Here is a 22,685-nt window from a genome sequence, read left to right as displayed (position 1 = left end):
AATATACGGTGGCTATGATATTTTTCGATAATAAAACCTTTAATTAGTTGAGGGTTTTAACAAATCGACATAAATTGCGATATAATAGCCCAATATTTTAAATATTTTGTGCAAGGTGGATAAGGTATGTCAGAACATATTGTCGAAAACAACCCTAAAAAAGAGCTATTATTTACTTTAGGCGGTGTCGCCTTATTTTTAGGTATCGTCTTATTGATCGGTATTTCTGGCTTCTTGCGCCCAGCGGGAGAGCATATCACTGCTGAAACTATGCCAGCAGTTGAAGCAGAAGCACCTGCAACCGAAGAGGCAGCAACTGCTACTGCCCCAGCAGCAGATAATACCGCAGTGGCGACTGCTACTCCCGCGGATGCGACAGTGACCCCAGAAACTGACGCTGATAGTGCCGTTGTTAGCGCAGAAGCAGGTACAGCTACTGCTGAAGGTACAGTAAGTCAAGCGGCAATTGCTGATGCTGATTTAACAGCAGAACCTACTGATGGAGTAGCAGCGGAAACTACCGAAAAAGCGCCTGCTGCACAGTAGTTTTGCTGTTTTAGAGTGATAGCATAAATCTAGTGATGAGCAAGCTGTCTACAATTAAGTCTCTAAATGTAGCGTTTAATCTCTACTTATTAACAGTGCTATTGCTGCTATGATTACGACTCAGCACAACCATAAAAACCCTGTTCTCAATCATGGAGAGTGGGGTTTTTTTATGGTTGTTTGTGTAAATTTTTTGCAGCCTCTAGCAGCAACGGCACAGTAAGCAAGAAAAATTTGCACTAGCAATACGTGTTGTATCGATATTACTTTTCACTGACTATATTTGCTGATCGTTATACAGATCTAAACGTCTTAGGGTTTGAAGTACCCAGTATCTGGTTTCAATCGTTGAATCCGTTGTTTATCTTAATATTAGCACCTATAGCTAGTATTATATGGGTCAAGCTTGCGCCAAAAGGGATGCAAGGTCAGATGATGGGTCTGTTGTTTGCCTCCGTTGCATTAGGTAACTTGGTAGCTGCATTCTTTGGTGGTCAGGTATCAGCAGATAAAATTGAAGGTCACCCGGTTTATGTACAACGATGACCCTCTTTTTGGTGGGGACGGCCGTGATCTTGCCGTTATTGGCAAAACCTATCAATAATATGCTCAAACAAAGCGAGCATGCGGATCAAGCCAGCTAAATAGTAAGTGGTTGATTGGATGAGTCGACCAAGTCAATAATCTACAATAAGACGTGTTATCATTCTTGGTAGCACGTCTTATTTGCTGAAATATTTGCCTAATACTATTGAAAGCTTGCTGTCCGTCCAAACATCTAAAGATGTTATTTTTTCTTCTTATGTTCAATCAACCTTGTCTCATGGCTATATCAAAAGGCTCTGTTAAACGACGTTGTCAAACAGTCCTTTGCTTGGTCTTGAGTGCTTCTCCATTTATGTTAATGATCATATCAATTTTCAAATAAGACGGCTATTAATAGTCGCCGAATACTATTTTTTTTAAAACTGATTTTTGAAACACTCATAAGGAATTACCTAATGAATAAACAAGCCATTCATGATCGTATTGAGAGCCTACGTCAGACCCTAGCGGCACAAGACCTTACCGCGATTATTGTCCCTTCTGCTGACCCGCATTTGTCTGAGTATCTACCAGAATATTGGCAGGCAAGGCTTTGGTTGTCAGGATTTACCGGTTCGGTCGGTACATTGGTCGTTACCGCTGACTTTGCTGGTCTGTGGACCGACAGCCGCTACTGGGTACATGCAGCTGAGCAGTTGGATGGCACGGGTATTACTTTAGAGAAGCTAGCACCGGGTCAGCCAAACCATATCGATTGGTTGGCTACGCATTTGGCGGAAGGTGATAGTGTGGCAGTCGATGGCAATGTACTGTCTATCGCTGAGCAAGATCGCTTGCTTGATGCCTTTGACGCCAACGATATTACTTTAATCACTGAGCGTGATCTATTGACGGAAGTATGGACTGACCGTCCAGCATTGCCGGCAGCCAGTTTATATGTACATGATGCACAGTTTTTAGCGCAGTCTGCTATCGACAAACTTGCCGCCGTCCGTGCCGGTATGGCAGAGGCAGGGGCGACGCATCACTTGCTTTCGAGCTTAGACGATATTGCTTGGTTGACTAATTTACGTGGCGCTGATGTCGATTACAATCCGGTATTTTTGGCGCATATGTTCATTAGCGAAAACGACACGACATTGTTTATTGATAATAATAAAGTCAGTAGCGAGATAGCACAAAGCTTGAACGATAGCGGTATCACAATTGCTGATTATGAGGCAGTGCAAGACGCATTAGGTACGCTCACAGCCGATGATTTATTGTTATTAGACCCGAGTAAAGTGGCAGTGGGTACGCTATCTAAAATGGCCGATGGCGTAGGTTTTATTGAGCAAATGGCGCCAAGTACTTTACTAAAATCAGTGAAGTCCGACTCTGACATCGATCATGTACGTGAAGCGATGCGTCAAGATGGTGCAGCATTATGTGAGTTTTTTGCTACTTTTGAGCGGCGTCTAAAAGCAGGTGAGCGTTTAAGTGAGCTGGATGTTGATAGTATGTTGATTGAAGTACGTAGCCAACAGCCACATTATGTGTCGCCAAGCTTTCCGACTATCGCAGGTTTCAATGAAAACGGTGCGCTGCCACATTACCGCGCAACACCAGAGAAATTCAGTTATTTAGAGGTAAATGAAGGCGAAGGCGGACTGCTACTGATTGATTCAGGTGCTCAATATCAAAACGGCACCACAGATATCACCCGGGTGGTTGGCATCGGTCAAGTAAGCATGGAACACAAACGCGACTTTACCACCGTACTTAAAGCACATATTGCTTTAGCAAAAGCGCATTTCCCTGATGGTATTGCCTCACCACTGATTGATGCGATTTGCCGTGCGCCACTATGGCAAGCTCAAATGGATTATGGTCACGGTACGGGTCATGGCGTTGGTTATTTCCTCAATGTCCATGAAGGTCCACAAGTGATTGCTTATAGCGCCAGTACGCCGAAAGAGCGTGCGATGAAGGAAGGTATGATATCTAGTAATGAGCCGGGTCTATACCGTGAAGGCAAATGGGGCATCCGTATCGAAAACTTGGTGGTAAATATGCCAGTTGGCAACCCTGCGGAGACAGAATTTGGCGATTTTTTAAACTTTGAAACTATCACTTATTGCCCAATTGACACACGTTTGATTGAGCCATCATTATTAAGTCAAATAGAGGTCGATTGGCTGAATGACTATCATCGCCAAGTATATGCAGAGCTAAAAAATCGCGTTGATGGCGCAGTGCTTGACTGGCTAACCGAGCGTACACAAGCCATATAAACATCGCTCATTTTTAAGCAAGCATAAAAAAGCCCCGTTACTCATTGACGGGGCTTTTAATATTTTAGAAGTGCCTTTAATCTTTTTGCACATCATTTTTAGTAAGCGTCTTATCTTGCTCGCTTAAATGTTGAGTCATCTCAGCACGCAGCCAAGATTTTAGGTTTTCAGACATCAGCATCATCTGATCGCTCAAATAATCGTCAATCTGCATTTCAAGCTCATGAATTAAGTCTTTATGAGTGACGCTTAATTTGGCGTCTTTGACGGCTAAGCTGATCGCTAAACTGGCTTTATTGTTGATGGCGTTAATACTGCTATCATTTTTGATGCCTTGCTCATTTTCGATACTGTCGTCATCGATTGCAATGGCATTAGCATGTTCGCTAATGGTTTTACTACTAACAATAGGTTTCTCATTATCAGAATCACCATTGATGATAGTATCAACTTTATCGTCGATTTCTGTTTCATCTGCATCAACTGTCTCTAGTTTTATAGCTGCTTCTAAATGATTTTTATCATCAGCCAACAGTGTCTCTCTTTCTGCTTCTTTGTAAGTATTTTCAGTTTCTTTATGCTTATTTTTTCCTTCAAAAGCTTGTTCTTTTAACCTGCTTTCCTTTGTTAAGTGAGCTTCTTCTTGACTTTTGCTCTCTTCTGCTGCTTTGATTTTTTGTTCTTCTTCTAAACGCTGTTGTTCAAAAACTCGCTGTTCTGCCGCTTGTTTATCAGCGATTGCCTTGGCGATAGCTTGCTCAGCTTCGTGATTCTCATAGAGATCATCAAGGTGTGCATCTAGGTCATGGGTGCTAAAAACAAAAGTTTCAAATGGTGTTTCAGCTTTCAATAAAGTTGTGATATCGGTGAGTTCTTGGATGATTGAGGCACGGATAGGCTCTGGTGCACACGTCCAGCGCTGATAAAACTGATGAGAAAATGAGTAGCTTGACATGGTATCGTCCATAAATGTTGCAAAAATTACCCCTTATCATACGCAAGGATGATAAGGGGCTGCAAGTAGACAATCGTAGTAAATCTGCCACCAAGGTTACAAGGTCTCACTCATAAGCTTGATACCTTAATGATTGAGTGGCCAGCGGGCAAATATCAATGAACCATTGGTGCCACCAAAACCAAAGCTATTGGATACGGCATACTGCAAGTTCTCAACTTGGCGCGATTGATTGGCGACATAATCCAGATTACAGTTGTCTTCAACATTGTCCAAATTAATCGTTGGTGGTACTTGCTGATGTTGTAAAGCAAGCACAGTAAAGATGGCTTCAACGCCGCCTGCCGCGCCAAGTAGATGACCGGTCATTGATTTGGTGGAGCTGACCAAGATACTGTCTTTTATAGGGGCAAATACCGTTTCAATGGCGATAGATTCGGCGACATCACCGGCAGGCGTGCTAGTGCCATGAGCATTGACATAGCCCACGACTGACGGCTCAATACCGGCATCGTTTAAAGCATTACGCATAGCACGTGCTGCGCCACTACCATCTTCTGGCGGCGCAGTAATGTGACTGGCATCATCACTCATACCAAAACCAACCAGTTCAGCCAGTATCGTCGCGCCGCGCGCTTTAGCATGAGCAAGACTTTCTAGTACCATGACACCAGCCCCATCACCAAGTACAAAACCATCGCGGTCTTTATCAAATGGGCGTGACGCGCGGGTCGGCTCGTCATTGCGAGTTGAAAGGGCGTGCATGGCACCAAAACCTGAGATACCAAGTGGGCTTGAGCCTTTTTCACTACCGCCTGCTAGGATCACATCGGCGTCGCCATAAGCAATCAAGCGCGCTGCTAGACCAATTGCATGAGTTGCTGTAGTGCAAGCAGTGGACGTTGCAAGGTTTGGACCTTTTAAAGTATGTTTGATCGCCACCAGCCCTGCTGCCATATTGACGATAGAGCCTGGAATGATAAAGGGAGAAACTTTACTGGCGCCTTTTTCACGTAAAGTATCACGGCTGTTTTCGATGTTTTGAATACCGCCGATACCTGAGCCTATAATGACACCAAAGCGCTCTTGATCAACACCTTTTACCGGAGCATCAGCGGCGCTCACTTCGTCAATAAAACCTGCTTGCTGTAGCGCCATTGAGGAGGCCGCAACCGCATAATGCATAAAATCATCATAACGGCGTGCGTCTTTAGCATTCATATATTGCTTTGGATCGAAGTCTTTGACTACGCCTGCGATTTGCGCACGATAGCCAGATGCGTCAAAATGACTAATAGCTGTGATGCCGCTTTCAGCTTTGAGTAGTTTCGTCCATGAGCTTTCGACATCTAATCCCAATGGCGTGACCGCGCCCATACCTGTCACGACAACGCGCAGCTCATCAGTGCGCTCGAAATGTGGCGGCTTATGACGTTTTTTTGTCTGAGCGGTGGTAGGAGTGTTGGCAATAGGGCTATTAATAATACTATCCGTAGCTTGGTCGATAAGTGAGTCGTTGGGTAAACTGCTGTGCTGGCTCATTCGCTATATCCTATACTGACAGATCCTAAGAGGAGTGTATTTCTAAAACCATTATAAAACACATAGGTGTACGCATGTAAACTAAAATTTGACCGCTCAGGCAAAACATACTTGTCCCAATACCACGCCTTTACTTGCGCCCGTCACGGCGGGCAAGTTACCGGTTTCACCCATAAGTGTTTGTCTTGCTAACCAAGCAAAGGCAACGGCTTCTACCCAAGTTGGCTCAAGTCCCAAGCTGGCTGTCGTTTCTACTTTGCATCGTGGCAGATGTACTTGTAAGCGAGTTATTAAATAATCATTTAATGCCCCGCCGCCGCAGACATAAACAGCATTATTATTACTATTAGCATTGATAAATAGATTGATTTGCGCACTGGCACTGAGGGCGGTCAGCTCAGTAAGCGTTGCTTGTACGTCGGCGGATGAGTAGCGAACATCAGCAGAAGCTTGGTCGAATTTTTGTAACTCATCTTGTAGCCATGCTAAGTTAAAATCTTCACGCCCCGTACTTTTTGGGTAGTTTTTCTTAAAAAATGGATGCTCTAATAGCTGATTCAGTAAAGGCTCAACGACTTGACCTGACTGTGCCCATGTACCGCCAGCATCATAATCCTTGTCCGTGTGCAATGTTGTCCACGCATCCAATAATAGATTGGCAGGACCGGTATCATAACCAACCACGCTATCAGATGGCTGATTTTCTGAGGGTTCATTGGAATCTATGTCATTATAAATCGCTGGCAAGACAGCGATATTAGCAATACCGCCCAAGTTTAATAACACGCGCGTGCTATTTGGCACCGAAAACAATGCTTGATGAAAAGCTGGGACCAAAGGCGCACCTTGACCACCGACTGCCATATCACGGCGACGGAAATCACTGACCACGCTAATGCCCGTACGTTCGGCAATGATATTGGCATCGACCAATTGTAAGCTAAAACCCATCTGCGGACGATGGCGTACCGTTTGACCATGACAGCCAATCGCTAGTACAGATTCACTATCAGTATTTGATTGCTGCAATAACGTATTAATCACGTCGCTTGAAAATTCTGCATATTCTTTACTTGCCCAGCCAAACCAGTCTAATTCGCTATTTGGTTCATCATCAGATGGCGTTAATACTTGAATACCATTAGGCTGACACAATGCTAATAGTACTTCACGCAGACGCGGTGGGAAATTTTGGCTATGAGTCGCTAACAAGTGCATTGGTTGTTGGGTATTATCTCTCTCACTGAATTGACAAAGAACCGCGTCCATACCATCTAAGCTAGTGCCCGACATCATACCTATATATAAGCCATCATCGAAGTTTTCAAACACCGTTTGTTCGAGCGCATCGGTCAAGGTGGCATAGTTTAAATCGTCCATATTATCTAGACGGCTATCAAAATCATTATCTGAACTCAGATTTGAAAAATTATTATGCTGACTATCAGCAATCGATGCAGGGTTGGTCATGGCAATTTACCTTAAAAAACGCTAGTATATCTGTCAAATTCTAACATTTTTTGATGGCTACGAGATTCTAAATAGCCCAAACGCTTTACCCTTTAAATAAAGACAATAAAGAGAGCATCATGACCACCCAAACTTATACCCTAGAAGAACAGCTAGCGATAATCCAACGCGGTACACAAGATATCCTATCTGAAGAAGATTTGGTTAAGAAGCTAAAACTCAATCGCCCGCTACGTATCAAGGCAGGCTTTGATCCCACCGCGCCGGACCTGCATTTGGGTCATACCGTGCTGATTAATAAGCTGAAGCATTTTCAAGATTTGGGTCATGAGATTTATTTTCTAATCGGTGATTATACCGCCAAGATTGGTGATCCTTCTGGCAAAAACAGTACGCGACCGCCATTGACCGATGAGCAAATCAAAGTCAACGCGCAGACTTATGCTGAGCAAGTATTTAAGATTTTGGATAAAGAAAAAACCAAGATTGTCTTTAACTCTGAATGGTTCAAAGATATGTCAGCGGGCGATATGATTCAGCTTTCTAGCCAGTTGACCGTCTCACGTATGCTTGAGCGCGATGATTTTTCTAAACGCTACGCGGCGCAAACGCCAATTGCTATCCATGAGTTTTTATACCCATTGGTGCAAGGCTATGACTCAATCGCGCTAAAAGCCGATGTCGAGCTTGGTGGTACTGACCAAACCTTTAATATTTTGATGGGACGCACCTTGCAAGGTCGTTATGGTCAAGAGCCACAAGTTTGTATCACGGTACCGATTTTGGAAGGTTTAGACGGCGTTAATAAAATGTCTAAATCGCTCGGTAACTATGTTGGTATTTATGATGCACCGGGCACCATGTACCAAAAACTATTGTCGATGCCTGATACCTTAATCCGTCGCTACTTTGAATTTTTGAGCTTTAAGCCGATGGAAGAAGTGGAAGCGTTAATGGCAGAGATGGAAAACGGTCGCAATCCACAAGAAATCAAACGTATTCTTGCTGAAGAATTAATTGAGCGTTTCCATGATGCTGACGCTGCTGCCAATGCACACAAATCAGCGGGTAACGTACTTGCCGATGGTGAGTTGCCAGTCGATTTACCAGAAGTGACGTTAGAGTTAGAAGGGCAGGACGCATTATTTATCACGCAGATATTAAACCAAGCAGAGCTTGCCAAAAACAGCTCATCGGCTAAAGACATGATTAAACGCGGCGCGGTAAAGGTAGATGGCGAAGTCGTCGATGCAGGCTTTAGCTTAACCTCTGGTCAGACAGTGGTTATCCAAGCAGGTAAAAAGGCGTATGCAAAAGTAACGGTTGCTTAATAAGTGATTGGGACAAGCTATTGGTATTAAAAATAAGGTCGACATTGATGGTCGACCTTATTTATTTTGCGATATGAATATACTGCGACAATATTTGATTCGTACCTTTATAATAAATTAGGATTCTGCCATGACAGAAAAAACGGTTCCCCAAGGTATTTACCGCCATTACAAAGGCAAACTTTACCAAGTCTTGCATACCGCGCAGCATTCAGAAACGGAAGAATCGTTAGTCGTTTACCGCTGTCTATACGGTGCGTATAGCGTTTGGGTAAGACCATTAGCCATGTTTTCTGAAACTGTCACGGTAGACGGTAAAGAAGTGCCTAGATTTGAGTTGGTTAAGGCGTTAATGGATTAATTTAAAATAAAAGGTAACTTATAGATGCAAATACATGAAAATGAAAATGTACCTTTGTTATGGCAGCTATCAGTACTTATAGTCCAGTTCGTTATTTACTTATTTATCAATTGGTTAGATGTTTATCTCAATCAAAAACCGCCTACTTCATCATTAGATAAGTTTTTTTGGATAGTCATCGTTCCTATTACTTGGCTTGTCTATATGCTCATGTCTTATCATTATTCTCATAAGCTCTTGCGGGCAGTTCTCCAAGGATTACTGCAGACGCTGGTTTCTTATACCGTCGTCATTGCTAGCGTATTAGCTTTTTATACATGGACTGGCGGCTCATTTTGAGAATTTGTTAATGTTTGATTCTTAGCTTACTTTTCTAAAAAACTCTTTAATACTTCATAAAACCCAATCGGCTCATCCATTGGTACCGCATGACCTGAGCGCGGCAACACAACCTCAGTTGCATTGGGTAGCATTTGGGTGACTTTTTGCTGCCACTTAGCATCATACAGCTTAGAGCGTCCGCCAATCAGATTAACCACCGGAATGGTGACCCGCTCTATCGCGCCGCGAAAGTCATAGGGCAATGTCAAATAGGCTTGCAAGCAACGCACTTTATGATGCCAAATACTGTGGTCATAAAGCGCAAGTTTGGAGTCATTTTGATAGGTCATCACTTGTATAAACGCTTTTGAGTGCGTGCGATTGACGGATAATAAAGAAAATAGCCGTTCGACATCCGTTGCGCGACGTTTAAGAGCAAAAGGCAGATGGGTAAAGCTTTCGACGTCAGCATAAGGCAAAGTCTTATCAATCACCTCATGAAAAATATCAAACATCTCTTGTTGCCGCTTTCCAAACAGCCCACCTTGCCAATCCGCTTGATTATGAATTACAGGGCTTTGATCGATGTTCAAATATCGATTGACTCTAGATGTACCAAAACGCTCAAAATACGACCACATTACTAGAGCACCCATCGAGATTGCAGCCACAGGTAATGACTCTATATGATGAGACAGGCAAACGTACTCAATAATGCTAGCGATATCATCGGTATACTGATGCACAAAATCAAACTGAGTCAACTGTAACGTTTTTGCTGCGCCAAATCCTCGAAAATGCGGTAGATAAAATGCGTATTGGCCAATTAAAGGTAAAATAAACGGCAAAAACTCACGCGCATCCATACCATAGGCATGCAAGAGTAGCATGGGTTTACCATTTCCTATGACAGACACTGGTAGCAAGGTACCGTCAGTCAAAACGATGCTTATCGTTTTCAATTGGTATTTAGTAGGCAAGTTAATTAAGTTTTTCTTCATAAGGCGAGGTACCTTGTTTTTATTAAGCGCTTTCACCAAGCAATTATTAGCCAATGAGATTTATCAAGACTGGATTAATAGCAGCGTGTTTGGACGTTATTTACATCGTGATTTTACGGCGTTCTCTCAGCAAACAGAAGACAGTTTCAATATTGATATGCCTTCATTGTTTCGTCAGGAATTGATGCGTCACGCGCAGTATTTACCGCTAAAGCAAGTATTGTTTTTTGCAGGGGATTTACCAAAAACCGTGCGCCAGACAAAGGTGTTAATTACAACTGTTAATCCTATTACCGCCATCATTAATGCTCAGAAACTAAGTGAAAAAACTACCATCAATAATTCGACCGCGATTATCAATCAGATAGTGATTACGGGTAAGCAAATCTTAGCATTTCCGATACGGCACAATAAACGCACTAGCGAGCGCTTGCGTAATGAAGTGCTAATTTTAGACTTTCAGGAATTGCGCTTAGTCAATGAAGAGAATATCAGTACCAAAAAAAGAAGCAACATAGATGGGACTATATTGCTTCGGTCTTATGAATTACGTTAATAAGCCAAACGGTCAGCTAAAATTTTAAGAATCTTGCTTAGCAATCGTCAGACCGTTATAAGTTTGTGCAACCGGCATCACTTCCAAGCGATTGACATTAATATGGGCAGGCGATTCAATCAACCATAATAAAATATCGCCGATATCATCGCCGGTCATGGTTTTAAAGCCGTCGTAAACCTGAGCGGCTCTAGCATCATCGCCGTGGTAACGCACGTTCGAAAACTCAGTGCCCGCGACATTACCGGGCTCAAGGTTGGTCACGCGCACTTGCGTACCGATTAAATCTGCACGCAAATTTAAGCTAAACTGTTTGACAAAGGCTTTTGTCGCACCATAGACGTTACCACCAAAATAAGGCCAACTTCCGGCAATTGAGCCGACATTAATGATATAACCGCTATTTCGTGCGACCATCGCTGGCAAGACCGCGTGAGTCAGCGCCATCAACCCTTTAATATTGGTGTCGGTCATACGCATCCAATCATCAAGACTAGCACTGTGCGCAGGCTCTGTACCAAGCGCCAATCCTGCATTATTTACCAAGACATCGATTTGTTTAAAATCAGCAGGCAAATCCGCAATGATTTGCGGGATAGACGCTGTATCACTCACATCCATGACCACAGGTAAAAACGCCTCGCCCAAAGTTTCTGCCAAAGCATTGAGTTTGTCTAAGCGTCTGGCACAGCCAATCACGCGATGACCTTTGGCAATCATACGCTCAGCCAGCGCTTTACCGAAACCCGCGCTTGCCCCTGTAATCAATACATTCATCTTAATATCCTTATTGTTGATGTTTTGTACATGTGTCATCTTGTTTGAGATGATAGCTTGTCTTAGTGTATCTGCTTTGGCTTACTTATTAAATAATTGCTTACCAAAGATTTTATCACCAGCATCGCCCAGACCTGGAATAATATAACCCTGCTCATCCAAATGGCTGTCTAAAGCGGCAGTATAAATGGTCACGTCAGGATGTGCTTCATTGACCACGCGTACACCTTCAGGTGCGGCAACCAAGACTAATGCTTTGATATTGGTACAGCCGTTTTTCTTTAGCATTTCGATAGTTGCAACCATCGAGCCGCCAGTGGCTAACATTGGGTCAATGATAAGGGCTGGGCGTTTGTCCATGTGGCTAACAAACTTTTCAAAGAAAGGCACCGGTTGTAAGGTTTCTTCATCGCGCTGTAAACCAACGACAGAGATTTTCGCGGTGGGAATCAAATCGAGCACCCCATCAAGCATCCCAATACCTGCGCGTAAAATCGGTACGATAGTTGCCGTCTTACCGATGATTTGCTCACCAACGATTTCACCACACCAGCCTTCCATCGGAAAGGTTTCAATTTCAAAATCGCGGCTAGCTTCATACGCCATCAAGCGCGCAAGTTCTTTGGTTAATGTACGAAACTTATAGGTACTACAGTCTTTTTCACGCATAAGGCTGAGTTTATGACGGACTAGAGGGTGATCGATGACGGTAATTTTTAAGTCGCTCATAAGTATTCTCTTGGTTTTTTGGACTGATGCTTGATTAGTATAAAAGATACAAACATTTACTGCACTTAAACCCTATATTTAGCCCATCAATAGTAAGCTTAATACTTTAACAAAAAGTAAGCCAAAGGCATTTACAACGTGATCGGTTTTATTTAAGCCGACTATGTTTGACTATATAGTGCTATAACAAATGAAGTAGTGTTTAACCTTGCTATGATACCAAAAAAACCGCTTTTCTGATGAAGAATCTTATGACCAAAACCTCACTGAATAATCCCATCCATCCACAAAAAGCTGCTAACGACTTTGTGTGGATACAGAAATTAAAGACCGATAGCGCAAATATCGAAACCCATCCTTTTGGTCCTGTCCTGCCACCTGATGCCACTGTCATGATGATGGGCAGTTTTCCGCCCACTTCCGATAAATGGGCAATGAGGTTTCATTATCCCAATTTTCAAAATGACATGTGGCGCATTTATGGACGCGTATTCTTTGATGATGCGGATTATTTTAGAGTAGGGGATGAAAAACGTTTTGATCCTGAGCGCATTCAAGCCTTTATGTTTGAGCGTGGTATTGCCTCTTGTCCCACGGTAGTACAAGCGATTCGCGAAACAGGCAATGCGTCTGATAAAGACCTTACAGTCGTGACCACTGTCGATCTAGACACAATTTTGCCGCAAGTACCAAAAGTACAGGCGCTATTCACCACTGGTGGTAAGGCAACAGAGGTCTTACTGAATTTATTGGCTGAACCACCTGCCAAATCAAAGCAGCCAAAGACCAATCAAAGCATGGACTATCCTTATAAATGGCAAGACAAAGACAATAAAAAAGCTGATATTAATAGTTTAACCCTATATAGACTGCCTTCTACCTCGCGTGCCTATCCTTTAGCATTGGATAAAAAAGTCTCTGCTTATAAAGACTTCTTCAAAAAGATAGGTAAGCTATAAAAATATTATATAGAAGAGGCTATATATAAGCATTAACTAAGCACAAGAATTGATTTTGGTAAAGGTAAAACTACTTTTAACCCTAACTGACTGATAAATATATGGTATTGATTATAAGAGTAGATAACCGCTAAAATATCAGGCAAACCCCCTTGACCCTCTATAAAAACAGCGTATACTGCCCTCCAGTTGAAAGGGAAGGCAGATTGAGAGTGGTTTATCGCTTAGACAATTTAGCCAATCGAAAAAATTACTTTTAGGTTAACTCAAATTAAAATAATTTACCTCTTGACTTACTAATTAAAGCGTCTATAATACGCACCTCATTAAGACGAACCGGAATCAGCTACTGTGTGATTACACAATAACTAACCAGTTAACTTAAAGAAACAAATCAAGAAAAGAAGTTGACAGACTATTAAAACATGATATGATGGTCAGCTTGCTAAATAGGATAAACCAGATTGGTTTAATTATTTAGAAAGAACACTCTTACTGGACGACAGTAGAGACATTATTTAAAAGCATAACTAAAGAACAACTTGTGTGGATTTTTGCTGATTCAGAATGTTAAAAAATAAAGTTGGTTTTACTCTCTTTTCGGGAGTCATTCTAACTATAAAAATTATCATTTAAGACAGCAGAAAAACTCAAAGTTAATTCATTACGAACATAATTTTTAGCGATTTGCCAGATTAAATGAGCCAAGTTTAGAAGCTTCTTTAAAGAGCTTCATAGCAAGATTAAACTGAAGAGTTTGATCATGGCTCAGATTGAACGCTGGCGGCAGGCTTAACACATGCAAGTCGAGCGGAAACGATGATAGCTTGCTATCAGGCGTCGAGCGGCGGACGGGTGAGTAATACTTAGGAATCTACCTAGTAGTGGGGGATAGCACGGGGAAACTCGTATTAATACCGCATACGACCTACGGGAGAAAGGGGGCAGTTTACTGCTCTCGCTATTAGATGAGCCTAAGTCGGATTAGCTAGATGGTGGGGTAAAGGCCTACCATGGCGACGATCTGTAGCTGGTCTGAGAGGATGATCAGCCACACCGGGACTGAGACACGGCCCGGACTCCTACGGGAGGCAGCAGTGGGGAATATTGGACAATGGGGGAAACCCTGATCCAGCCATGCCGCGTGTGTGAAGAAGGCCTTTTGGTTGTAAAGCACTTTAAGCAGTGAAGAAGACTCTTCGGTTAATACCCGGAGACGATGACATTAGCTGCAGAATAAGCACCGGCTAACTCTGTGCCAGCAGCCGCGGTAATACAGAGGGTGCAAGCGTTAATCGGAATTACTGGGCGTAAAGGGAGCGTAGGTGGCTCGATAAGTCAGATGTGAAATCCCCGGGCTCAACCTGGGAACTGCATCTGATACTGTTGAGCTAGAGTATGTGAGAGGAAGGTAGAATTCCAGGTGTAGCGGTGAAATGCGTAGAGATCTGGAGGAATACCGATGGCGAAGGCAGCCTTCTGGCATAATACTGACACTGAGGCTCGAAAGCGTGGGTAGCAAACAGGATTAGATACCCTGGTAGTCCACGCCGTAAACGATGTCTACTAGTCGTTGGGTCCCTTGAGGACTTAGTGACGCAGCTAACGCAATAAGTAGACCGCCTGGGGAGTACGGCCGCAAGGTTAAAACTCAAATGAATTGACGGGGGCCCGCACAAGCGGTGGAGCATGTGGTTTAATTCGATGCAACGCGAAGAACCTTACCTGGTCTTGACATATCTAGAATCCTGCAGAGATGCGGGAGTGCCTTCGGGAATTAGAATACAGGTGCTGCATGGCTGTCGTCAGCTCGTGTCGTGAGATGTTGGGTTAAGTCCCGCAACGAGCGCAACCCTTGTCCTTAGTTACCAGCGGGTTAAGCCGGGAACTCTAAGGATACTGCCAGTGACAAACTGGAGGAAGGCGGGGACGACGTCAAGTCATCATGGCCCTTACGACCAGGGCTACACACGTGCTACAATGGTAGGTACAGAGGGCAGCTACACAGCGATGTGATGCGAATCTCAAAAAGCCTATCGTAGTCCAGATTGGAGTCTGCAACTCGACTCCATGAAGTAGGAATCGCTAGTAATCGCGGATCAGAATGCCGCGGTGAATACGTTCCCGGGCCTTGTACACACCGCCCGTCACACCATGGGAGTTGATTGCACCAGAAGTGGATAGCTTAACCTTCGGGAAGGCGTTCACCACGGTGTGGTTGATGACTGGGGTGAAGTCGTAACAAGGTAGCCGTAGGGGAACCTGCGGCTGGATCACCTCCTTATAGATGACATTCGGTCAGCAAGAATTCACAACAAGTTGTTCTTTAGTTTAAGCTAGTTTATTAGCTAGAGGTATATGCCTCGTACAGGCCTGTAGCTCAGCTGGTTAGAGCACCGTGTTGATAACGCGGGGGTCGGCAGTTCAAGTCTGCCCAGGCCTACCATTATTAGGGGCCATAGCTCAGTTGGTAGAGCGCCTGCCTTGCACGCAGGAGGTCAACGGTTCGACTCCGTTTGGCTCCACCACATAATAAACGAATCTTTAGATGCTAATAAGTAAATAGGTATCAAATAGAAACAAGTGATTCTGATATAGCAATATATCAACATGATTACTTCTTTCTGTTTTATACAGAATCTGTGACTCGACGAGAGCATAGAGACTATTTAAAAACATAGATATGAGTCTGGGTTAGGAACACGTGTTCACGCGTTGTTTCTAACCTTAGTAATCAGCTCCTTAACGACATCAGTTGTTATCCCAGGGGTTGATTGCTAAAAAAGTAAAGAGAACTGAATCAAGCGTATAAAATTAGGTGATATCGTTATCATAATTAGACTTATATAACACTTTGAAGTCGAAAGACTACTTGGGGTTGTATGGTCAAGTAATGAAGCGCACATGGTGGATGCCTTGGCAGTCAGAGGCGATGAAAGACGTGACAGCCTGCGATAAGCTTCGGGGAGGCGGCAATATCCTGTGATCCGGAGATTTCTGAATGGGGAAACCCACCTAGCATAAGCTAGGTATCTTGTACTTGTACAAGAGGCAAACGAGGGGAAGTGAAACATCTCAGTACCCTTAGGAAAAGACATCAAATGAGATTCCCCAAGTAGCGGCGAGCGAACGGGGAGAAGCCGATTAATGCTAATGTAGAAGAACAGCGTGGGAAAGCTGACCGTAGTAGGTGATAGTCCTGTATTCGAAACATTAGCGTTAACATATTAAGTAGGGCGGGACACGAGAAATCCTGTTTGAAGATGGGGGGACCATCCTCCAAGGCTAAATACTCCTGACTGACCGATAGTGAACCAGTACCGTGAGGGAAAGGCGAAAAGAACCCCTGTGAGGGGAGTGAAATAGAACCTGAAACCGTGTGCGTACAAGCAGTAGGAGCCTCAATTTATTGGGGTGACTGCGTACCTTTTGTATAATGGGTCAGCGACTTATGTTCTGTAGCAAGGTTAACCGTTTAGGGGAGCCGTAGGGAAACCGAGTCTTAATAGGGCGTTTAGTTGCAGGGCATAGACCCGAAACCGAGTGATCTATCCATGAGCAGGTTGAAAGTGTCGTAACAGACACCGGAGGACCGAACCCACTATCGTTGAAAAGCTAGGGGATGACTTGTGGATAGGGGTGAAAGGCTAATCAAACTCGGTGATAGCTGGTTCTCCCCGAAAGCTATTTAGGTAGCGCCTCGGACGAACACCATTGGGGGTAGAGCACTGTTTCGGCTAGGGGGTCATACCGACTTACCAAACCGATGCAAACTCCGAATACCGATGAGTGATATCCGGGAGACACACAGTGGGTGCTAACGTCCATTGTGGAGAGGGAAACAACCCAGACCGCCAGCTAAGGCCCCAAATTCCTAGTTAAGTGGGAAACGAGGTGGGAAGGCATAGACAGCTAGGAGGTTGGCTTAGAAGCAGCCATCCTTTAAAGAAAGCGTAATAGCTCACTAGTCGAGTCGGCCCGCGCGGAAGATGTAACGGGGCTCAAACTAGGAGCCGAAGCTGCGGATTTGAATTTGTTTTCAAGTGGTAGGGGAGCGTTGTGTAAGCCTGTGAAGGTGTGTCGTAAGGCATGCTGGAGGTATCACAAGAGCGAATGCTGACGTGAGTAACGATAATGCGAGTGAAAAGCTCGCACGCCGGAAGATCAAGGGTTCCAGTCCAACGTTAATCGGGGCTGGGTGAGTCGACCCCTAAGGCGAGGCCGAAAGGCGTAGTCGATGGGAAATCGGTTAATATTCCGATACTTGTTTATAATGCGATGGAGGGACGGAGTAGGTTATGTCAGCCTGGCGTTGGTTGTCCAGGTGAAAGGATGTAGGCAGACAGTTTAGGCAAATCCGGACTGTCATTATGCTGAGATCTGATAGCAAGCTGTACTTGTACAGCGAAGTGGCAAATACCATGCTTCCAGGAAAAGCTTCTAAGCTATAGTTATAAACGAATCGTACCCTAAACCGACACAGGTGATCAGGTAGAGAATACCAAGGCGCTTGAGAGAACTCTGCTGAAGGAACTAGGCAAAATGGTACCGTAACTTCGGGAGAAGGTACGCTGCCGATGGTGATAGGACTTGCTCCTTGAGCTGTTGGCAGTCGCAGATACCAGGCTGCTGCAACTGTTTATTAAAAACACAGCACTCTGCAAACACGAAAGTGGACGTATAGGGTGTGATGTCTGCCCGGTGCTGGAAGGTTAATTGATGGGGTTAGCGTAAGCGAAGCTCTTGATCGAAGCCCCAGTAAACGGCGGCCGTAACTATAACGGTCCTAAGGTAGCGAAATTCCTTGTCGGGTAAGTTCCGACCTGCACGAATGACATAATGATGGCAGCGCTGTCTCCAGCAGAGACTCAGTGAAATCGAAATCGCAGTGAAGATGCTGTGTACCCGCGGCTAGACGGAAAGACCCCGTGAACCTTTACTACAGCTTTACATTGAACTTTGACCTGACTTGTGCAGGATAGGTGGGAGGCTTTGAAGCCGAGACGCTAGTCTCGGTGGAGCCAATCTTGAAATACCACCCTGGTCATGTTGGGGTTCTAACTCAGGTATAACAATACCGAGGACAATGTATGGTGGGTAGTTTGACTGGGGCGGTCTCCTCCTAAAGAGTAACGGAGGAGTACGAAGGTGCGCTCAGACCGGTCGGAAATCGGTCGTAGAGTATAAAGGCAAAAGCGCGCTTAACTGCGAGACCCACAAGTCGAGCAGGTACGAAAGTAGGTCTTAGTGATCCGGTGGTTCTGTATGGAAGGGCCATCGCTCAACGGATAAAAGGTACTCTGGGGATAACAGGCTGATACCGCCCAAGAGTTCATATCGACGGCGGTGTTTGGCACCTCGATGTCGGCTCATCTCATCCTAGGGCTGAAGCAGGTCCTAAGGGTATGGCTGTTCGCCATTTAAAGAGGTACGCGAGCTGGGTTTAGAACGTCGTGAGACAGTTCGGTCCCTATCTACCGTGGGCGTTGGAAATTTGAGAGGATCTGCTCCTAGTACGAGAGGACCAGAGTGGACGAACCTCTGGTGTTCGGGTTGTCACGCCAGTGGCATTGCCCGGTAGCTACGTTCGGATGGGATAATCGCTGAAAGCATCTAAGCGAGAAGCCCACCTCAAGATTAGATTTCCCTAAAGAGCCGTTGAAGACTACGACGTTGATAGGCAGGGTGTGGAAGTGCAGCGATGCATGTAGCTAACCTGTACTAATTGCTCGTTTGGCTTGACCATACAACACCCAAGTGGTTTGTATCAAAGCTCTAATTAATCTATCTTGTAAAGCGAAAGCTTTAGAATATATATATTTCGATATCACCTTTAACCTTGATTCAGTGAGGTTACAAGTTGGTCGATGACAAGCTAAAACTTGACGTCATAATAACAACTACAGACTCATATCTAACCCCCTTTGCTGACGACAATAGCAAGACGGAACCACCTGATCCCTTCCCGAACTCAGAAGTGAAACGTCTTTGCGCCAATGGTAGTGTGGTTCGCCCATGTGAGAGTAGGTCATCGTCAGCTCTCTATTCCTAGACAACCCCCCTTCGCGAAAGCGATGGGGGGTTTTCTTTGCCTGATGGTTGGGGTGGGTTTGTGTTGATCGGATAATCGCGCTGATTTATTCAGTTTAGAGTAAGTATCTTAGTGGGCGTTATCATGAGATTTTTCTGTTATAAAAATCGCTATATCTTATATTCGATATATTCCTTCTTAATCATTTAAAATGATTTGACTTATATCGTTATAGCTGCTAATTTTAATGGGTATTTCAACTTTAGTTAATTAAAAGCATATATGAAGTCCATACGGAATTTGACTCTATAATTAACTTATTAGTAAAGACTTATACCTTATTCATGGTTATCAAAAGGAATTGATAATGAAGTTAGCTCCTCTTTTTTCAATAGGTGCCTTAGCAGCTATTAGCCTTCTAGGTTGTTCTAATCAAGCTTCCGATAGTACAGATGCTTCAGCAGCAACTTCTCAAGAAACAACCACATTACGTTTTTCTCATTTTTGGCCAGCAACTTCTTCTATTAGCACAGAGGTCTTTGAACCTTGGGCTAAGCAGATAGAAGCAGATTCTAACGGCCGCTTAAAAGTAGAGTTATATCCTTCAGCGGGTCTTGCTAAGGCAGACGTTACTTATGAATCTGCTGCCAAAGGCACGATAGATATTGGTTCACAAGCTCATGGCTATACCAATGGTCGTTTCCCATTAACTCAAATTACTGAACTTCCAGGTTTATCAAGCTCAGCCACTCAAATGGGTTGTATGTTACAAACCCTTTATAATGATGGCACCCTTGCTAGTGAATATGAGGACACACACCTTTTATTCATGTACGGCGCAGGGCCTGGAGCTCTTCACACCACAAACAAATTGATTCGTACCCCTGAAGACATGAAAGGTATGCGTATTCGTCGTCCCTCAGCAGTTGCAGGCGATATCATTGAGAGTATGGGTGCCTCTCCTGTAGGCTTGCCTGCCAATGACATGTATACCTCTCTACAGCGCGGTGTCGTTGATGGGTTAAGCTTTCCTTGGGAAGCGGTAACCGCTTTCAAAATTGACGAGATCACAAAATACCATACCAATATTCCTTTTTATAGCTCAGCGCTGATGGTCACCATGAATAAGGGTAAATACGAAAACTTACCTGATGATTTAAAGCAAGTTTTGGATAAAAACTCAGGTATGGCGCTTGCCAATAAGGTCGGTGAAGTATTTGATAAGTATGACAAAATGGCCATACAAGCTGCCAAAGATAAAGGGGATGAAATTATAGAAATTCCTGATCCTTTGAATGATCCAAATTGGAAAGGTCCGCTTGAAAAAGGGACGCAAAAATATCTTAGTGATGTCAAGGCTCTAGGTTTGGATGCTGATGGTGTTTATGAAAAAGCCAAAGCCGCCAGTGCAGCCTGTAAGGTCTAACCTAAAGGAGTTTTACATGGCATTTTTAGTCAAACTGAGCACCCTTATCTCCAGGTTATGTCAATTCATTGGTGGTATCAGTCTCATTATTATTGTATTGACCACGATGCTAGATGTTATTGCCCGCTATGTATTCAAGCTCACCGGTGGTGAGGTTGGATTTACGGTAAAAGGCAGCGTCGAGATCGTCTCTTACTTTATGCTCTTTGCTTTACTCGGTGCGTTTGCTGCTTTTGTAGAACGCTCGCAGATTATCGTCGATGTATTCACTCAAAAGATGTCAAAAGCCTTTAAAGGTTACATGATGGGCACCTTTATGATGGGGTTCTTTATCATCGGCATTGTATTTGCTTGGGGTCTGTATGAGAGCGCTTTTGATGCAATAGAGTATGGCAAAGTGACCCAAGACCTTCGAATATCCATGATGCCCATCTACGCTATCAGCGCTTTCTTAAGTATCTTACTTGCCATTCGGTCATTGATCGAATCCATCAATATTTTTAAAACAGGCGAGTTCTTTGACGCTGAGGAGACAGGCGCATGAGTCCAGAAATTATTGGTGCCATTGGTTTGTTATGTATGATTGCGATGGTCATGCTGCGTGTTCCTGTTGCACTTGCTATGTTAGGTGTGGGTCTGGTTGGTTTTGGCGCAGTGACGGCACCAAGCGGTGCACTGCAAATGCTAAAAGATATCCCGGTGGATGTCTTGGCAAAATATGACTTTAGTGCTATTCCGTTATTTATTCTAATGGGTGTCTTCGCTTCTCATTCTGGTATGGCCGGAAAATTGTTTGATGCCACCCGAACCATCTTTGGCGGCGTAAGGGGCAGTCTAGGTATTGCCGGTATCGGCTCATCTGGTATCTTTGCTTCCATCTCAGGGTCATCATTGGCAACTGCGTCTACCATGACTAAAGTGGCATTGCCACAAATGGAGAAGTACGGTTATCAGCCAGGCTTTGCCTGCGGTATTTTAGCTGCTGGTGGCACTTTGGGAATCATGATTCCGCCAAGTATTGCCTTACTGGTCTATGCTATCTTAACTCAGCAGTCAGTCGGAGATATGTTTATTGCTGGTTTCTTACCGGGCATGCTTGGCATGGTGATGTATTCAATCACTGTTATGATCATGGTGCGCTGGAAGCCACATTTAGCACAACGCGGGGAGTCTACTTCTTGGAAACAAAAGCTAATCTCTTTGACAGGTCTTATTCCGTTTAGCTTTATCTTCATTGTTATTATTGCTGGTATTTTCTTTGGATTATTTACGCCAACAGAAGGCGCGGCAGTAGGAGCGTTTGTATCATGGGCTTATGCTTTTGCCAAAGGCATGCGAATGACAGGGCTAAAGCAATCCTTGATTGAGACGCTTGCCCTCTCTGCGGTAGTCTTCTTTATGCTACTTGGTGCTGAAGCACTGGGCTACTTTATTTCAGTATCGCGCTTGTCTTATAGTTTGGCGACGTGGATTGGTACATTGGCAGTTAGTCCAATGATAGTACTGATCTGTATCTTGATCATGTATTTCTTGCTTGGTCTATTTATGGATGCCTTAGCGATGCTGGTAATTACGATTCCGGTCGTGTTTCCAATCATTGTGGCTTTGGGCTATGATCCGGTTTGGTTTGGTATCATTGCTGTATTGACGGTAGAGCTTGGATTAATCACGCCGCCAATGGGGATGAATATCTTTGTGATTAAGGCAATGGCACCGCATATTAAGCTGTCCGATATGTTCAAGGGGGTGATGCCCTTTATTGTCTCTGACTTGGTGCGCTTGGTCATTTTGGTGGCGTTCCCAGCGATATCTTTAGTGTTATTGAGTTAGTGATAACTTAGAGAAATGAGGGATAAAATAT

At 44.1% G+C, this 22,685-nt stretch carries 16 protein-coding genes, 2 tRNA genes, 3 rRNA genes and 1 pseudogene; 16 read left to right on the top strand and 6 right to left on the bottom strand.

Annotated features, from left to right (window positions below; all coding sequences use genetic code 11):
• The first annotated feature begins 126 nt into the window (after positions 1–126).
• The 3 genes and pseudogenes from AC0J5Y_RS11355 to AC0J5Y_RS11345 all read left to right on the top strand — a co-directional run bounded on the left by AC0J5Y_RS11355 (position 127) and on the right by AC0J5Y_RS11345 (position 3,365).
• Positions 127–546, top strand: a complete 420-nt coding sequence (locus tag AC0J5Y_RS11355) for a hypothetical protein (RefSeq protein WP_475130775.1) — start codon at positions 127–129, stop codon at positions 544–546.
• A 270-nt stretch (positions 547–816) separates the two neighbouring features.
• A pseudogene (locus AC0J5Y_RS11350) lies at positions 817–1,190 on the top strand (POT-type proton-dependent oligopeptide transporter); the annotation flags it as partial.
• Between the two features lie 357 nt (positions 1,191–1,547).
• Positions 1,548–3,365: an aminopeptidase P family protein gene (locus AC0J5Y_RS11345; RefSeq protein WP_475130774.1), complete on the top strand. Its 1,818-nt coding sequence runs from the start codon at positions 1,548–1,550 to the stop codon at positions 3,363–3,365.
• Between the two features lie 76 nt (positions 3,366–3,441).
• Here AC0J5Y_RS11345 and AC0J5Y_RS11340 read toward each other — a convergent pair whose 3' ends face one another.
• From AC0J5Y_RS11340 to AC0J5Y_RS11330, 3 genes are all read right to left on the bottom strand, one after another.
• Entirely contained in the window at positions 3,442–4,320 is an 879-nt protein-coding gene (locus AC0J5Y_RS11340; RefSeq protein WP_475130773.1) for a hypothetical protein, read from the bottom strand.
• A 126-nt stretch (positions 4,321–4,446) separates the two neighbouring features.
• Entirely contained in the window at positions 4,447–5,862 is a 1,416-nt protein-coding gene (gene fabF / locus AC0J5Y_RS11335; protein WP_475130772.1) for a beta-ketoacyl-ACP synthase II, read from the bottom strand.
• 96 nt (positions 5,863–5,958) lie between these two features.
• Positions 5,959–7,332 carry an anhydro-N-acetylmuramic acid kinase gene (locus AC0J5Y_RS11330; protein WP_475130771.1) on the bottom strand — a complete coding sequence of 458 codons (1,374 nt, stop codon included), beginning with the start codon at positions 7,330–7,332 and terminating at the stop codon, positions 5,959–5,961.
• Between the two features lie 119 nt (positions 7,333–7,451).
• Between AC0J5Y_RS11330 and tyrS the strand changes: the two genes are divergently transcribed.
• The 3 genes from tyrS (at position 7,452) to AC0J5Y_RS11315 (ending at position 9,363) form a co-directional block, all read left to right on the top strand.
• On the top strand, positions 7,452–8,663 hold the full coding sequence (gene tyrS, locus AC0J5Y_RS11325; RefSeq protein WP_475130770.1) for a tyrosine--tRNA ligase: 1,212 nt from the start codon (positions 7,452–7,454) through the stop codon (positions 8,661–8,663).
• Positions 8,664–8,793: 130 nt separating this feature from the next.
• Positions 8,794–9,024, top strand: a complete 231-nt coding sequence (locus AC0J5Y_RS11320; protein ID WP_475130769.1) for a DUF1653 domain-containing protein — start codon at positions 8,794–8,796, stop codon at positions 9,022–9,024.
• Positions 9,025–9,048: 24 nt separating this feature from the next.
• Positions 9,049–9,363: a hypothetical protein gene (locus AC0J5Y_RS11315; protein WP_475130768.1), complete on the top strand. Its 315-nt coding sequence runs from the start codon at positions 9,049–9,051 to the stop codon at positions 9,361–9,363.
• Between the two features lie 26 nt (positions 9,364–9,389).
• Here the strand turns inward: AC0J5Y_RS11315 and AC0J5Y_RS11310 are convergent, their stop codons facing one another.
• The gene (locus AC0J5Y_RS11310; RefSeq protein WP_475130767.1) at positions 9,390–10,346 is read right to left on the bottom strand and encodes an alpha/beta fold hydrolase; all 957 of its coding nucleotides are present in this window, start codon (positions 10,344–10,346) and stop codon (positions 9,390–9,392) included.
• A gap of 13 nt (positions 10,347–10,359) precedes the next feature.
• Here AC0J5Y_RS11310 and AC0J5Y_RS11305 point away from each other — a divergent pair, with 13 nt between their 5' ends.
• On the top strand, positions 10,360–10,902 hold the full coding sequence (locus AC0J5Y_RS11305) for a hypothetical protein (RefSeq protein ID WP_475130766.1): 543 nt from the start codon (positions 10,360–10,362) through the stop codon (positions 10,900–10,902).
• Between the two features lie 24 nt (positions 10,903–10,926).
• On the opposite strand, the gene AC0J5Y_RS11300 is transcribed toward AC0J5Y_RS11305, so the two are convergent.
• Positions 10,927–11,679 carry an SDR family NAD(P)-dependent oxidoreductase gene (locus AC0J5Y_RS11300; protein ID WP_475130765.1) on the bottom strand — a complete coding sequence of 251 codons (753 nt, stop codon included), beginning with the start codon at positions 11,677–11,679 and terminating at the stop codon, positions 10,927–10,929.
• Between the two features lie 81 nt (positions 11,680–11,760).
• A complete protein-coding gene (gene upp / locus AC0J5Y_RS11295) occupies positions 11,761–12,408 on the bottom strand; it encodes a uracil phosphoribosyltransferase (RefSeq protein ID WP_475130764.1) in 648 nt (215 codons plus the stop codon).
• Between the two features lie 251 nt (positions 12,409–12,659).
• On the opposite strand from upp, the gene AC0J5Y_RS11290 reads away from it, so the two are divergent.
• The 9 genes from AC0J5Y_RS11290 (at position 12,660) to AC0J5Y_RS11250 (ending at position 22,654) form a co-directional block, all read left to right on the top strand.
• Positions 12,660–13,367, top strand: coding sequence for a DNA glycosylase (locus AC0J5Y_RS11290; protein WP_475130763.1), 708 nt, complete (start codon positions 12,660–12,662; stop codon positions 13,365–13,367).
• A gap of 745 nt (positions 13,368–14,112) precedes the next feature.
• A 16S ribosomal RNA gene (locus AC0J5Y_RS11285) occupies positions 14,113–15,651 on the top strand.
• Between the two features lie 85 nt (positions 15,652–15,736).
• Positions 15,737–15,813, top strand: a tRNA-Ile gene (locus tag AC0J5Y_RS11280).
• Between the two features lie 6 nt (positions 15,814–15,819).
• A tRNA-Ala gene (locus tag AC0J5Y_RS11275) sits at positions 15,820–15,895 on the top strand.
• 356 nt (positions 15,896–16,251) lie between these two features.
• Positions 16,252–19,113, top strand: a 23S ribosomal RNA gene (locus AC0J5Y_RS11270).
• A gap of 180 nt (positions 19,114–19,293) precedes the next feature.
• Positions 19,294–19,407 (top strand): 5S ribosomal RNA (gene rrf, locus AC0J5Y_RS11265).
• The 16S, 23S and 5S rRNA genes sit together here with 2 tRNA genes alongside, the layout of an rRNA operon.
• A 358-nt stretch (positions 19,408–19,765) precedes the next feature.
• Positions 19,766–20,824, top strand: coding sequence for a TRAP transporter substrate-binding protein (locus AC0J5Y_RS11260; protein ID WP_475130762.1), 1,059 nt, complete (start codon positions 19,766–19,768; stop codon positions 20,822–20,824).
• 16 nt (positions 20,825–20,840) lie between these two features.
• Positions 20,841–21,368 (top strand): TRAP transporter small permease, encoded by a 528-nt coding sequence (locus tag AC0J5Y_RS11255; protein ID WP_475130761.1) that lies wholly within the window; start codon positions 20,841–20,843, stop codon positions 21,366–21,368.
• On the top strand, positions 21,365–22,654 hold the full coding sequence (locus AC0J5Y_RS11250; RefSeq protein WP_475130760.1) for a TRAP transporter large permease: 1,290 nt from the start codon (positions 21,365–21,367) through the stop codon (positions 22,652–22,654). The genes AC0J5Y_RS11255 and AC0J5Y_RS11250 overlap by 4 nt, the downstream gene beginning before the upstream one ends.
• The last annotated feature ends 31 nt before the right edge of the window (positions 22,655–22,685 follow it).

This window comes from Psychrobacter sp. TS_SC_6 (assembly GCF_056156305.1).
The sequence above is the reverse complement of the archived record's forward strand: the minus strand, read 5'-3'. Positions and strand labels throughout refer to the sequence as shown.